Annotated in this window: 11 protein-coding genes; 4 read left to right on the forward strand and 7 right to left on the reverse strand. The window is 67.5% G+C overall.

The genetic code is table 11. From position 1 onward, the window contains the following. Positions 1 to 78: 78 nt before the first annotated feature. The 5 genes from nrdR to BKE09_RS08060 form a co-directional block, all read right to left on the reverse strand. Positions 79 to 600 (reverse strand): transcriptional regulator NrdR, encoded by a 522-nt coding sequence (nrdR, locus tag BKE09_RS08040; protein ID WP_010481984.1) that lies wholly within the window; start codon positions 598 to 600, stop codon positions 79 to 81. Positions 601 to 749: 149 nt separating this feature from the next. After that, entirely contained in the window at positions 750 to 1,178 is a 429-nt protein-coding gene (locus BKE09_RS08045) for a hypothetical protein (protein WP_075675387.1), read from the reverse strand. Continuing rightward, positions 1,171 to 1,635 (reverse strand): hypothetical protein, encoded by a 465-nt coding sequence (locus tag BKE09_RS08050; RefSeq protein ID WP_075675388.1) that lies wholly within the window; start codon positions 1,633 to 1,635, stop codon positions 1,171 to 1,173. The genes BKE09_RS08045 and BKE09_RS08050 overlap by 8 nt, the downstream gene beginning before the upstream one ends. Before the next feature lie 123 nt (positions 1,636 to 1,758). Continuing rightward, positions 1,759 to 3,012, reverse strand: coding sequence for a serine hydroxymethyltransferase (glyA, locus tag BKE09_RS08055; RefSeq protein WP_010481990.1), 1,254 nt, complete (start codon positions 3,010 to 3,012; stop codon positions 1,759 to 1,761). A gap of 186 nt (positions 3,013 to 3,198) precedes the next feature. Then, entirely contained in the window at positions 3,199 to 3,642 is a 444-nt protein-coding gene (locus tag BKE09_RS08060; RefSeq protein WP_075675389.1) for an RcnB family protein, read from the reverse strand. Between the two features lie 253 nt (positions 3,643 to 3,895). Here BKE09_RS08060 and ettA point away from each other — a divergent pair, with 253 nt between their 5' ends. From ettA to BKE09_RS08080, 4 genes are all read left to right on the forward strand, one after another. Then, the gene (gene ettA / locus BKE09_RS08065; protein ID WP_014035954.1) at positions 3,896 to 5,560 is read left to right on the forward strand and encodes an energy-dependent translational throttle protein EttA; all 1,665 of its coding nucleotides are present in this window, start codon (positions 3,896 to 3,898) and stop codon (positions 5,558 to 5,560) included. Positions 5,561 to 5,814: 254 nt separating this feature from the next. After that, positions 5,815 to 6,504, forward strand: a complete 690-nt coding sequence (locus BKE09_RS08070; RefSeq protein WP_075675390.1) for an outer membrane beta-barrel protein — start codon at positions 5,815 to 5,817, stop codon at positions 6,502 to 6,504. 64 nt (positions 6,505 to 6,568) lie between these two features. Beyond that, entirely contained in the window at positions 6,569 to 7,885 is a 1,317-nt protein-coding gene (locus BKE09_RS08075; RefSeq protein WP_005408048.1) for an NCS2 family permease, read from the forward strand. Between the two features lie 103 nt (positions 7,886 to 7,988). Beyond that, positions 7,989 to 8,993 carry a DUF4434 domain-containing protein gene (locus BKE09_RS08080; RefSeq protein ID WP_240502888.1) on the forward strand — a complete coding sequence of 335 codons (1,005 nt, stop codon included), beginning with the start codon at positions 7,989 to 7,991 and terminating at the stop codon, positions 8,991 to 8,993. On the opposite strand, the gene BKE09_RS08085 is transcribed toward BKE09_RS08080, so the two are convergent. Continuing rightward, the gene (locus BKE09_RS08085) at positions 8,987 to 11,821 is read right to left on the reverse strand and encodes a hypothetical protein (RefSeq protein ID WP_075675391.1); all 2,835 of its coding nucleotides are present in this window, start codon (positions 11,819 to 11,821) and stop codon (positions 8,987 to 8,989) included. The genes BKE09_RS08080 and BKE09_RS08085 overlap by 7 nt on opposite strands. Further along, positions 11,818 to 13,965, reverse strand: coding sequence for a glycosyl transferase family protein (locus BKE09_RS08090; RefSeq protein ID WP_075675392.1), 2,148 nt, complete (start codon positions 13,963 to 13,965; stop codon positions 11,818 to 11,820). The genes BKE09_RS08085 and BKE09_RS08090 overlap by 4 nt, the downstream gene beginning before the upstream one ends. Positions 13,966 to 13,968: the final 3 nt, after the last annotated feature.

The raw sequence follows: 13,968 nt of genomic DNA on the forward strand, positions 1-13,968 counted from the left end.
TGTGCCAACCAACGGTTGGCACCCACCAAAGCAGCTATCGGTGCCAACCAAGGTTGGCCCCCACCAAGGCAGAGGCGGTCAGCCCTTCTTCTTCTTGGTCAGGGCGATCACATCGCCCAGCAGCTGCAACTGCTCGGTACTGGACGGCAAATCGCGCTCGAGCTTCTCGATCTCCTCGCGGAAATCGGCCACGTCCTCGAAGCTGCGGTAGACCGAAGCGAAGCGCACGTAGCCGACATGATCGAGCTTGCGCAGTTCGTTCATCACGAACTCGCCGACCTTGATCGAGGGCACTTCGCGCTCGCCACTGATGCGCAGCTGGTGAACCACCGCACGCACCGCCGCTTCGATCTTGTCTTCGGCCACCGCACGCTTCTGCAGCGCGCGGTCAAAGCCGGCGCGGACCTTGCGCTGGTCGAATGCCTCGCGGGTGCCATCGCTCTTGACGATGGCCGGCAGCTTCAGCTCGACCGTTTCCAGGGTGCTGAAGCGCTCGCCGCAGGCTTCGCATTCACGCCGACGACGGATCGTCGCGCCGTCTTCGGAGACGCGCGAGTCGATGACCCGGGTATCGGCATGTTGGCAGAAGGGGCAGTGCATGGAACGCCTGGCTCAGGAAAGTACCTATTGCCACGGTCATGGCAGCGTCGCAAAGGTACCTGAGAAGGGGCGCAGCAGCAAATGCTGTCTGCGCGCAAGCGCCTGCATTTCGGCCAATCAGAGCATCCAGTGCAGCCAGGACAACCCGCTCAACCGGGAGCAGGTGGCGCCGATGCCGCGGGTGCCCAGCGCAGCCACGCCAGATGTGTCGCCGGCAGCAGCAACGGCGGGCCGAGGAAGAGATAGGCCAGCACAATCAGGTCCGGATCAGTAAACACCCGATGCACCGCGACGGCGACCATCCCCACGGCGGCCAGCACGCCCAGCCCGAGGCCTCCCCAAAGGGGCCAGGGTGCCGCGCACAGCGCGGCCTGACCGCGCCACAGGAACAGGCCAGCCAACACCCCCCAGGCAAGCAGCCCGATGAGCCCAGCACCTGCCCACAGCAGCTCGATGGCAGTCAGGTAGTCGGGAGCCACCACCAGCCCAAGCACCGCCAACGTGCCTGCGGCGGCGATGATCGGGATGCCCAGCAGCAGGGACAGCCCGACCCGGCGCTTGTGCACGGCTTCATCCACGGTGAGAGGACTCCTGGACAGGGCGCCGCCCACGCAGCCACAGAAGCATCAGCATGCCAGCAGGCACCCACAGGGACGGCCCGGCGAACAGCCCGCTCAGCACGGATGGACCAAGCTCGGTGAAGTAGTACAGCGCCATCGCCAGCAACGGCAGGGCCGCCAGCACACCCATGCCCAGCAGCCACCACCAACGGCGCGATGCCATGCGCAGGCCCCGTGCCCCATCGCGCAGCCAGAAGTTGCTGAGTGCAACCCAGGCCACCAGACCGGTAATCGCGGACACGCCCCACGCGAACATGCCGGCGGCAAACCAGAGTTTGTCCGCGTCCAGGGAGATCAATCCGATCACGCCCATGACCAGGGCGATGCAGGCGCCCGCGCCGCCGAAGAACAGGCTGGGCAGGCCGAACAGCACCGCCAGGGCGGTGTACAGGTACTTGAGGTGGCGTTCATCCATGCGCGGTTGCTCCGATACCGGGGTCAGAGCCCTTCCCTGCGGGAAGGGATCCGACCCCTGCGTCGACTGGGTGGCGGGGTCGGATCCCTTTCCGCAGGAAAGGGCTCTGACCCCACTCTCAGATCAGCCGTAGACCGGGTACTTGCGGCACTGCGCGCTGACGGCGTCGCGCACGCGGGCGATGACCGCGTCATCGTTCGGTGCGTCGAGCACGTCGGCGATCCAGTTGGCCAGGTCCACGCAGTCCTGTTCGACGTAACCACGGGTGGTCACCGCCGGGGTACCCAGGCGCAGGCCCGAGGTCACGAACGGCGAACGCGGGTCGTTCGGCACCGAGTTCTTGTTGACGGTGATGTGGGCCTTGCCCAGCGCGGCTTCCGCGTCCTTGCCGGACACGTCCTTGCCGATCATGTCGACCAGCATCAGGTGGTTCTGGGTGCCACCGGAGACGATCTTGTAGCCGCGCGCAATGAGCGTGTTGGCCATCGCCTGGGCGTTCTTCACCACCTGCTGCTGGTAGGCCTTGAAGCCCGGCTCCAGCGCTTCCTTGAAGGCCACGGCCTTGCCGGCGATGACGTGCATCAGCGGACCGCCCTGGATGCCCGGGAACACGATCGACTGCAGCTTCTTGACCAGGTCTTCGTCGGCGCCCTTGGCGACGATGATGCCGCCGCGCGGGCCGCGCAGGGTCTTGTGGGTGGTCGAGGTGACCACGTGGGCATGTTCCAGCGGGCTCGGGTAGACGCCAGCGGCGACCAGGCCGGCGACGTGGGCCATGTCGACGAACAGGTAGGCGCCGACCTTGTCGGCGATGGCGCGGAAGCGTGCCCAGTCGATCACCTGCGAGTAGGCCGAGAAGCCGGCCACGACCATCTTCGGCTTGTGCTCCAGGGCCAGGCGCTCGACTTCGTCGTAATCGATCAGGCCCTGGTCGTTCACACCGTACTGCACGGCGTTGAACAGCTTGCCCGAGGCGTTGACCTTGGCACCGTGGGTGAGGTGGCCGCCGTGGGCCAGGCTCATGCCGAGGATGGTGTCACCCGGCTGCAGCAGGGCGAAGTACACGGCTTGGTTGGCCTGCGAGCCGCTGTGCGGCTGCACGTTGGCGTAGTCCGCGCCGAACAGCTGCTTGAGGCGGTCGATCGCCAGCTGCTCGGCGATGTCCACGTATTCGCAGCCACCGTAGTAGCGCTTGCCCGGGTAGCCTTCGGCGTACTTGTTGGTCAGCTGGCTGCCCTGGGCTTCCATCACCGCCGGGCTGGTGTAGTTCTCGCTGGCGATCAGCTCGACGTGGTCTTCCTGGCGCTGGGTCTCAGCGGCGATGGCCTTGGCCAGTTCGGGATCGTAGGATTCGATGCGGACGTCACGCGGGAACATCGGGTACTCCAGCAGGCAGGGAAAGGGGTACGACTCAGCCCTCGATTGTAGCCCCGCACCGGCCTGCTGGGGCCGAAACAGACGGGGCCGGCATCCCCGAAGGAATCCGGCCCCGTATGGTTTCGATTGATGGTGTGGGGTCAGAGCCCTTTCCGTTGGAAAGGGATCCGACCCCGGCCGCGATCCTCAGCGGCCGCTGAGCACGTACTGGGCAATCACGCCGGTGGCGATGGCCACCAGCAGCATGTTGCCGCGGTCATCGCGGATCCAGTGGTGGCCATACGGCGGGCGACGCAGGTGGTAGCGCGGGTAGTCGTTCACCACGTAGACCGGGCCGGAGTAGTAATTGCGATAGGGCGAGCCGACCCGCCAGCCGTAGCTGCCGTAGCGCGGCGGCGGCGGTGCCGGGCGATAGACCACGCGCGGCGGCGCGGGGCGGTAGTAGCGGTCGTGGTCACGGTGCCAGTCGCGGCGGGCCTCGCGGCGGTTGCGCTCCCAGTCACGGCGATCCTGGCGCCACTCGCGGCGGTCGTGGTCGCGGCGATGATCGTTGTCGGCGAAGGCCGGAGCGACGGCGCCGAGCGCCAGCACAGAGGCCACAGCGCCGGCCATTACTCGATTGATACGCATGTCAGACCTCTGCTCGGGTGGGTGGTGAGCCCATATTGCGCACCCGATCTGAACCGTTTCCGGCTGGAAACGCTTCCCGCTGCAGGACTGTGACGAGGTATTCAGGCCGCGGCCAGCCCCGCGCCCCCCGCCCGGCGCGGCCGGGAACCGGTTCCGGCTATAATTGGCGGTATTCCTTTTCAGTCTGTGCCCGCTGCCGCAACGGGATGTTCCCGTGACGGGCCGGGCGCAGGGCCGCGCCTACGGAGACCTCATGTCCTCGCAATACATCTACACCATGAACCGCGTGTCCAAGGTGGTCCCGCCCAAGCGGCAGATCATCAAGGACATCTCGCTGTCCTTCTTCCCGGGCGCGAAGATCGGCCTGCTGGGCCTGAACGGCGCCGGCAAGTCCACCGTGCTGAAGATCATGGCCGGCGTGGACACCGATTTCGAGGGCGAAGCCCGCCCGCAGCCGGGCATCAAGGTCGGCTACCTGGCGCAGGAACCGGAACTGGACCCGACCAAGACCGTGCGTGAAGCGGTCGAGGAAGGCGTGGGCGAAGTGCTGCAGGCCCAGGCCGCGCTGGACGCGGTGTACCTGGCCTACGCCGAGGAAGGCGCCGACTTCGACGCGCTGGCCAAGGAACAGGAGCGCCTGGAGGCGATCCTGGCCGCTGGCGACGCGCACACCCTGGAAAACCAGCTGGACGTGGCCGCCGATGCACTGCGCCTGCCGCCGTGGGATGCCATCGTCGGCAAACTGTCCGGTGGTGAGAAGCGCCGCGTGGCACTGTGCCGCCTGCTGCTGCAGAAGCCGGACATGCTGCTGCTCGACGAACCGACCAACCACCTCGACGCCGAGTCGGTGGAATGGCTGGAACAGTTCCTGGCGCGCTACACCGGCACCGTGGTGGCGGTCACCCACGATCGCTACTTCCTGGACAACGCCGCCGAGTGGATCCTGGAACTGGACCGCGGCCGCGGCATTCCGTGGAAGGGCAACTACACCGACTGGCTGACCCAGAAGGATGAGCGCCTGAAGCAGGAAGACAACCAGGAAAAGGCTCGCCAGAAGGCGATCCAGAAGGAACTGGAGTGGTCGCGCCAGAACGCCAAGGGCGGCCGCACCAAGGGCAAGGCCCGTCTGGCCCGCCTGGAAGAGCTGCAGTCGGTCGATTACCAGAAGCGCAACGAGACCAATGAAATCTTCATCCCGCCGGGCGAGCGCCTGGGCAACGCGGTGATGGAGTTCAAGAACGTCTCCAAGAAGTTCGGCGACCGCCTGCTGTTCGACAACCTGAACTTCCTGGTGCCGGCCGGCGCCATCGTCGGCATCATCGGCCCGAACGGTGCCGGTAAGTCGACCCTGTTCAAGATGATCACCGGCCAGGAAAAGCCGGATACCGGCGAGATCGTGGTCGGCCCGACCGTGAAGCTGTCCTACGTGGACCAGAGCCGCGACGCGCTGGAAGGCAACCACAACGTCTTCCAGGAAATCGCTGGCGGCCTGGACATCCTCAACATCAACGGCATCGAGATCCAGTCGCGCGCCTACATCGGCCGCTTCAACTTCAAGGGCCAGGACCAGCAGAAGATGGTCGGCTCGCTGTCCGGTGGTGAGCGTGGCCGCCTGCACATGGCCAAGACCCTGCTGCAGGGTGGCAACGTGCTGCTGCTCGACGAACCGTCCAACGACCTGGACATCGAAACCCTGCGTGCGCTGGAAGATGCGCTGCTGGAGTTCCCGGGCAACACCTTCGTCATTTCGCATGACCGCTGGTTCCTGGATCGCATCGCGACCCACATCCTGGCGTTCGAAGGCGACTCGCACGTGGAGTTCTTCCAGGGCAACTACCGCGAGTACGAAGAAGACAAGCGCCGCCGCATGGGCGACGACGCAGCGCCGAAGCGCCTGCGCTTCAAGGCGCTGAAGTAAGGCAACCGGAAAGGCCGCGCTCGCGCGGCCTTTCTCCTTTCGGTAGGTCACCACCGTTGGTGGTGACTCGTTACCACTTTTCCCGCGCAGTCCGGCGCTTTTCCACGCTGCCGCCGCCATTTTCACGCCCATCAAGCACGCCTAACGCCTTGTCGCATATAGCCCATTGGCAGCTTGCAACTATTTGTATGTTCCCCCGCACCGACTTCGGTTTTCCTACGCCCCCGCTTCATCCCCCAACGTAGGAAACCGCAATGAAAGCACTGATCATCACCACGGCAGCCCTGCTGCTGTCGGGCACCGCAACAGCCGCGACCACCGACTGGGACGGCTTCTACCTGGGTGCCCAGGCCTCGCATGGCGAGGGCCACAGCAAGGACCGCAGCAATGCCAACGCCTCGGAAAAGAGCGTGCGCGGCTTCACCGGCGGCGTGCAGGGTGGCCGTCGCTGGCAGTTCGACAACAACGTCGTGGTCGGCGTTGAAGGCGCGCTGTCGTTCGGCGGCGTCACACGTGACTGGAAGGATCGCGAGCAGCACCGGTACAGCCCGTACTACGGCAAGGACGCGGTGACCCGATCCGGCACCTTCGATGTGACGCTGGGCCGCGCGATGGGCCGCTGGCTGCCCTACGTCGGTGCGGGCGTGACGGTGGCCCAGCAGGAATTCACCTTGGGCTGCGACAGGTCGCTGGTGGAAGCCACCAACGGCTGCCGCGTGGCCGAGTTCGAGACCCGCGCCTCGCACCTGTCCACCGGCGCCCACGCCACCGCAGGCGTGCTGTACCGCTTCAACGACCGCCTCTCGGCCGGTGCCGAGTACCGCTACACCCACCTGGGTTCCAGCCCGGTGACCCTGGAAGACCCCAACTACCCCGCTGCGGCCCGTCGCAGCTTCCATACCGACTACAGCAGCGTTACGCTGAAGTTGAACTACCACTTCTAACCGCCTGACGACGCACCCGCAGGTCCCCCGGGGCGGCAGGGCGCGCAGGCACGAGAGATCTGCGATGTCCCTGTTCGAGCGCCTGTTCCAGCTGCAGCAGCACGGCACCACCGTGCGTACCGAGCTGCTGGCCGGTGTCACCACCTTCCTGACGATGTCCTACATCGTCTTCGTGAACCCCGAGATCCTCGGCACCACCGGCATGGATGCGGGTGCGGTGTTCGTGGCCACCTGCCTGGCCGCTGCGCTGGGTTCGGCGGTGATGGCGCTGGCCGCCAATTTCCCGGTCGGCATGGCACCGGGCATGGGCCTGAATGCGTTCTTCGCCTTCACCGTGGTCGGTGCCGCCGGCCTGCCGTGGCAGCAGGCCCTGGGGGCGGTGTTCATCTCCGGCCTGGTGTTCCTGGTGCTGTCGCTGACTGGCGTGCGGGCGTGGCTGGTGTCGGGCATTCCTTCGTCGCTGCGCTCGGCGATCGTGGCCGGCATCGGCCTGTTCCTGGCGATCATCGCGCTGCAGAAATCCGGCGTGATCGTCGGCAATGAAGACACGCTGGTGGCGCTGGGCCCGTTGAACACCGCGCCACCACTGCTGGCGCTGGCCGGCTTCCTGCTGATCGCGGTGCTGGAAGCACGCCGGATCCGCGGTGCGATCCTGATCGGCATCCTGGCGGTGACCGGCGCTGGCTGGGCATTGGGCGACGTGCAGTACCAGGGCCTGGTCTCGCTGCCGCCGAGCCTGGCACCCACCTTCCTGCAGCTGGACCTGCCGGGCCTGCTGCACCATGACGGCGGCGCCCCCATCGCAGTGCTGCTGCAGGTGGTGCTGGTGTTCGTGCTGGTGGAAGTGTTCGATGCCACCGGCACCCTGTACGGCGTGGTCGGCCGCGCCGGCCTGCTGAAGCTGCCGGGCGCGCAGAAGCGCTTCGGCCGCGCGTTGCTGGCCGACAGCACGGCGATCGTGGCCGGTTCGATGCTCGGCACCAGCAGCACCACGGCCTTCGCTGAAAGCGCCTCGGGCGTTCAGGTGGGCGGCCGTACCGGCCTGACCGCGCTGGTGGTGTCGGCGTTGTTCCTGGCCGCGCTGCTGTTTTCGCCATTGGCGGCGATGGTGCCCAGCTATGCCACCGCGCCGGCGCTGCTGTTCGTGGCCGGCCTGATGCTGCGCGAACTGGTGGAAGTGGACTGGAGCGACCTGACCGAATCGGTGCCGGCCGCGCTGTGTGCGCTGGCGATGCCGTTCACCTACTCCATCGCCAACGGCCTGGCGTTCGGCTTCATCGCCTATGCCGCGCTGAAGGCCGGCACCGGCCGCTGGCGCGAAGTGCATCCGGCGGTATGGCTGGTGGCGGTGCTGTTCACCCTGCGCTACGCGTTGGAATAAGCGGTAGGCGATGCCGGCCAGCGGCCGGCACTACCAGAGCACGCTTCGGCCTGCGCCCGGTGTGGTTCACCTGCCGCGCACGGTGCTCTGGGATGATGCAGGCATGGTTCCGCCTGTCCTTCCCGCTGATCCGTCTTCGCCGTTGCGCCGCCGGTTGCTGCGCGCGGCAGTGCTGGCACCGCTCGCCGGTACGCTCGCCACCCTGCCCGGCTGTTCGCTGCCGGTGCAGGTGGATGGCACCTTCCTGCAGCCCTGGCGCAGCCACCTGCAATGGGGCCTGGCCGACTGGCAGCGCTCGTTGAAGCTGGCCCATACGCTGGGCTGCCGGCAGCTGGTGCTGCAGTGGACCGGCATCGTCGGTGGCAGCGACGGCGACTGGTCGTTGCCGGACAGCAGCCTGCAGCAACTGTTCACCGCCGCCAACGAGAACAGCCTCCGCATCCGCGTCGGCCTGCCCTTCCAGCAACGCTGGTGGCAGGCCATTGGTGCCGACGATGCCACGCTGCAGGCCTTCCTTGCCGACAGCCTGGCGCAGGCACGCCAGTGGTTGGCACAGGCGCCCTGGGCGCAGCAGCCGGCCTTCGGGGGCTGGTACCTGCCCTACGAACTGGAGCAGTACCACTGGGCCGATCCGGCACGCCAGCAGTGGCTGGCACAGTGGCTGCACGGGCTGGTGCAGGCCGCCGGCGCACGCGGCGGTGACTGTGCGATGTCCTGCTACTTCAGCCGCCTGCAGACCGACGGCGACCTGGTCGCACTGTGGCAGGCAGTGCTGGCACAGGCCGCGCTGCGGCCCATGGTGCAGGACGGCGTGGGGGTTGCCGGCGCCGGCAACGTGCAGCAGCTGCAACCGCTGCTCCATCATTTCCACGCGCACGGCATCGGCTTCGATGCGATCGTCGAACTGTTCCGCGAACTGCCCGGCACCGCCGCCGACGGCAGCGCGTTCAAGGGCGAAACCGCCGATGCCGCGCGCATCCAGCGGCAGCTGGCGTGGGCACGCGACAGCGGCGCGCAGCACGTGCTGGTCTATGCACTGGAGCCGTGGCTGACCCAGGACACGCCGCAGGCCGCGGCGCTGCGACGACGTTGGGGCCTGCCTCAGTAGTAGAGGATGGCGGTGGCGAACAGGCCCTTGGCGCGCTGCGTATCACCGCCGCCGATCGCGAAGCGGTACTGCACGGTCAGGTCCAGGTAGGAGCGCGGTGTGTTGTAGTGGTCCTCGCGAAACCAGTAGCGCACGCCCACGCCCGGGCCCGCGCCAAGGGACCAGCTGCGCTGCGTATCGTTGAGCGCGAACGACTGCGCCGGGAACAGCGGATAGCGGATGTCGCGCACGCGCGAGCGCTGGTCCAGCCAGTCCGCCCCCACCACCACGTACGGCGTGACCACCCAGTGGGTCCGCCCGGCACCAAAGCGGAAGCTGCGGCCGGCGCGCAGTTCACCGGCAGCGAACCACTGCTCGCGATGCAGGCGCCCGTTGGCATCGCCGATCCGCCGCACGGGCGTACCGTTGGCATCGAGCGCGTCGAGGGTGAAGTGGGCGCTGTTGTCGTCCCAGGTGTAGCCGCCCTGCGCGTAGCCGCTGACCATCCACCACTGGTTCACGTCGGTGCGCAGGTCGGTGCCGTGGTAATAGCCGTAGGTCAGGTAGGACATCCAGCCGCCGGAACCACTGGCCAAGCGGTAGCGGGCCAGTGTGCTGGCTTCCAGTGGTGGGTTCAGGGCCAGCTGCAGGCTGCATTGCACGGCCGCCGATGCGGGATAGACATCGCCCGTGCGGGTGGCGCTGCCGAGGAACTGGCGGCGCTCGATGCCGGCGCTCAGGCCGGTCTGGCCGAAGGCGTAGCGCATGCCGAACGAGGCGATGGTGGACGGCCAGCCGGTGGTGGAGCGCGAATGGCTGAGACGTTCAGCGCGTGCGCGTGCATCCGGGGTCGATTCACCAGTGCACGGATCCACCGCGCGGATCGATTCGTAGGTGCCGCCCTGGTCGTACAGGGTGTTGAGCAGGCGTGCATAGAGTTCCAGCGTGCCGTGCTGGTCGTTGAAGGCCGGGGGCCGCCAGAACGCCTCCAGCGTACTGAACACCGAATCACCCGGCGTGCTGATCGCCGCGCCGCCGACATTGGTCGCGGCCTGGCGCGCCCCCCGGAAACCGGCCGAGGCGATCACGCCCCACTCGCGCGAATAGTTGGCGATGGCATTGCGCACGTTGTAGCGTTGATGCTCATCCAGCGGCAGCTCACCGGCGTCGGCGCGGTCGACGGCGCTGCGCAGCAGTGACACCGCCTGTGGATGATCGCCGTTGGCCGCACTCGCGTATGCCTGGTCGAGCACCACGCTCTTCGGTGCCTTGCCGGTGGCCTCGGCGGCACGGAAGTCGGCCAGTGCCTGTGCCGGTTCGTGCGCTTTCTGATTGAGGTAGCCGCGCTGCATCAGCGCCTCCGCATCGTCAGGGCGCTGTGCCAGCGCCGCATCCAGGCGCTGCCGTGCTTCGTCCTGCTGGGCGCGGTTGCCCGACGCCAGCGTGGTGGTCAGCAGGCCTTGCAGCTTCGCGTCGTCCGGCGCGAGCTGCACGGCCTGCCGCGCCTCACCGATGGCCTCGGCGTAGTCCTGGCGCGCGTAGGCAGCGTAGGCACGCTGTGCGGCACCGCCATCGCCCTGCAGGTCGGCCGGCATCAGCTCGCAGCGGTTGCCGGTGTCGCCCGACTGGCAGTGCTGGAACGGCGCCGGGTAGGTCTGTGCGCTGATGCGGGGGAGCGCGCGACCGGAGCGGATCGCCCGGCCGCGCTGCTCGATGCCCTGCTGCAGCAGCTGCTGCGCGCGTGCATCGCCCGCATCCGTTGGCAATGCCGACTGCAGTGGTGCCAGCAGCGCCTCGGCGCGCGTGCGGTCGGCACTGGCCAGCGCCGCATCCACCGCCAGCAGGCGCACGTTGCGTTGCTGCGTTGTTGACCCCGGCGCAGCGAGTGCGGTGTCGAAGTCCTGATTGGCGAGCACGGTATTGCCCTGGCGCTGGCGCAGGTAGCCGCGCATCACCCGTGCATTGAGATCCTGGCCGTCGGCCTGCAACGCCTGGTCGGCACTGCGCTCGGCGTCGGCCAGCTGCCCCTGCTGCAGCTGCGCGGTAATCAGCAGCAACCGGTACGTCGCCACCTCCGGTGCCAGCTCGACAGCGGTACGCGCCTGCGCAACGGCCGCGGCATCATCCTGCGTGGACAGCGACCGATACGCCTGCTGCGCCTGCAGCAGCGCGCGCTGGCGATCCAGCGCCACGCGCCGGGCCTGCAGCGCCTCGGCATTCGGCGCGCCCAGCTGCAGTGCGGTGGCAATGGCGGCGTCGGCCTGTTCGGGCTGCTGCTGTGCTTCCAGCGCGGCCACCCACAGCAACGCCCAGGCCCCCTGCGTCGGCTGCTGCCGGAAGGCCTGTTCGGCCTTGCCGGCCGCCTCTCCCATCCGCCCGGCGTCATAGGCCGCGTAGGCCTCGGTGGCCAGCGCGTAGGCCTTCTGCCTGCTGCGGTCCGCGGCACTGCCGACCGGACGCGATGGGGATGTCGTGCGCGCACCTTCGCCGCCAGTCGCCGCGCTACGTGCAGCGATGGCAGCCGCCAGCGCCGGCAACGCCGGATCCTTCAACCCCGCATCCAGTGCACGACGTGCCTGCTGCTGCGCCTCCGCACCCCGCCCCAGTTTCTGCAGCGCATAGATCTGCAGCAGGCGCAGCCGAACCACGTCCGGGCGCAGCCGGATCGCTTCCGTGGACTGCTGGTAAGCCGCCGGGTAGTCGCCGCGCTCATAGGCAGCAAACGCCTGCTCGGCGATGCGGTAGGCCGCACCGGACAGCGGCAGTGCTGCATCGGCCTGTGCCAGCACCGGCGCGGCGGCGCTGGCCAGTGCCACGGCAATGACGGTGGACAGCAGCGTGGTCTTCATGCCGGCAAGGCTCCGGGAGGCGGTGACTGCAGCGCGGCCGCACGCCGGCGCTGTTCCTGCATGGCCTGGGCCACCGCGTCTTCGGTGGTGATGCCCTGCTTGACCAGGTAATCGCCAATGCGGCCATCGCGCTGCGGCTTGTACGCGTCCAGCGCGATCTCGAAGCGCGCGTGATCGATCAGGCGCATCTCCACCAGCAGGTCACCCAGCAAGGGCACGTTGTCCAGATGCCACTGCCGGTCGCCGCCGATCAGGCGCAGACCGGCGTTGATTTCGCTTTCGCGGGCAATGCTCTGTTCGATGTGCTCGCTGCGGGTTTCCTGCTTCAGCAGTGCCAACGCCTCTTCGGGCAATGGGTTGGCCACGGCCAGCCGCAGGGTGCCCTGCTGGCGCGGTGGCAGCGGCAACATGCGCCATTGCACGCAGGCATCGGCACTGACCGGGAACTGGCACGCGCGCAGGTAGTCCACATCGATCACCGCGCGTTGCAGGTCGCCCTGGAAGGCGATCGCCTCGGCCAGCGTTTCATCATCCAGCCAGCCCTGGGTGAGCAGGATGCGGCCCAGTGGCTGCTGCCGGCCGGCATGCTGCTGGTCCAGCGCCTGCTGCAGCCGTTCCGGTTCCACCGCCTGCCAGGTGGTCAACAGCTCGCCCAGCTGCTTGCGGGTCTGCACCAGCTGCGCGGCATCCGGGAAGCCGTGCATGGTCTTGTCCCAGACCATGCGCTTGCCGAACAGCAGGTAGGCCAGGAACACCTTCCACGCGCGTGCGGTGGCCATGAAATTGATCATGTTGCCGACCACCATGCGCGGGATCGACATCAACGCATGCTCCCAGCCATACAGCCGATTGACGAAATAGAAGCGCTGCACGACCCGGGTCGCCAGTGCCGCGGTGGTCAGCAGCGCCACGTTCATCTGCCAGGTACCGGCCTGGAACACGCTGGGGAACTGCATTGTCCATACCCCGGTCATCTTCAGCACCCAGAACAGCAGCAGCTGCAGGAAGATGAGGTAGGCGATGATGCTGACGAACGAGGTGATGATGCCCTTGCGGTCGCGCGCCAGCAGGTACTTGGTGGCCAGCGAGCCGCGCCAGCCCAGCGATTCCCAGCTCTGCAGGCCGATGCCGAGCACCCAGCGTGCCTTCTGCCGGTACGAGGCACGAAAGTTGTCGGGGAAGTATTCGCGCACGCACAGCGCCATCTGCTGGGTGCGCTCGCGTACCGGCCCCCAGCCGAACCATGACGGCCGACGCACGCGGAACTGCACCGGGAAGCGCGCGAAGATCGACTGCATGCCCATCGCCGCCAGCCGCGCACCGACGTCGTAGTCCTCGGTGAGGCTGTCGGTGTTGAAGGGCTGGTTGTCGGTCTGCGCGCTCAGTGCCAGCAGCGCGCGCCGCGAGAAGCAGGTGCCGACGCCCGCCGACGGCACCATGCCGGAAACACTTTCACGCACCACCAGATCCTTGGCGTGCCATTCGGCGAACTCGTCCATGTAGACACCGGCCACCAGCTCGTACCACTCGCGGTCCAGCGAGGTGACCGGCAGCTGGATCATGTCCTTGCGCGGCAGCAGGTAGTTGTAGAAGCGCAGTTCCATCGGGTGCAGCACGTCCTCGCTGTCGTGCAGGATCACCCCGGCGAACTCGATGTCGTGGCGCTTCTCGTAATCGAAGATCGCCAGGATCAGCCAGTTCAGGCAGTCGGCCTTGCTGGTCGGACCGTCGTGCGGCACCTCCACGCGGCGCAGGCGCTTGTAGCGGCGGCGCATGCGCTCGACTTCGTCGATGGTCTGCTGGTCGTTGGGATAGGTGCCGACGAACACGACGTACTCGCGGTAGTCGAGCACGTTGATCATGTTCTCCACCATCTGCGCGATGACGTCGTACTCCATCCACGCCGGCACCATGATCGCCAGCGGCTGTTCCGGCCGCTGCAGCAGGTCGTCCTGGGTCAGCGGCCGGTACGCATCGCGGCGCTTGATCGTCACCGCGCGCCAGCTCTCGCGTAACCAGTACCAGACATCGATGAACAGGTCATCGAGGCTGGAGATCAGGATCAGCACGGCCACCGCCGCCGCCGTGGCTTCCAGGGCGGCGTAGTAGTTGGCCAGCTGGATGTTCCAGAACAGACCGTCCACGGT

Origin of the sequence: Stenotrophomonas sp. TD3 (assembly GCF_001939825.1) — a bacterium.
GTDB lineage: Bacteria > Pseudomonadota > Gammaproteobacteria > Xanthomonadales > Xanthomonadaceae > Stenotrophomonas.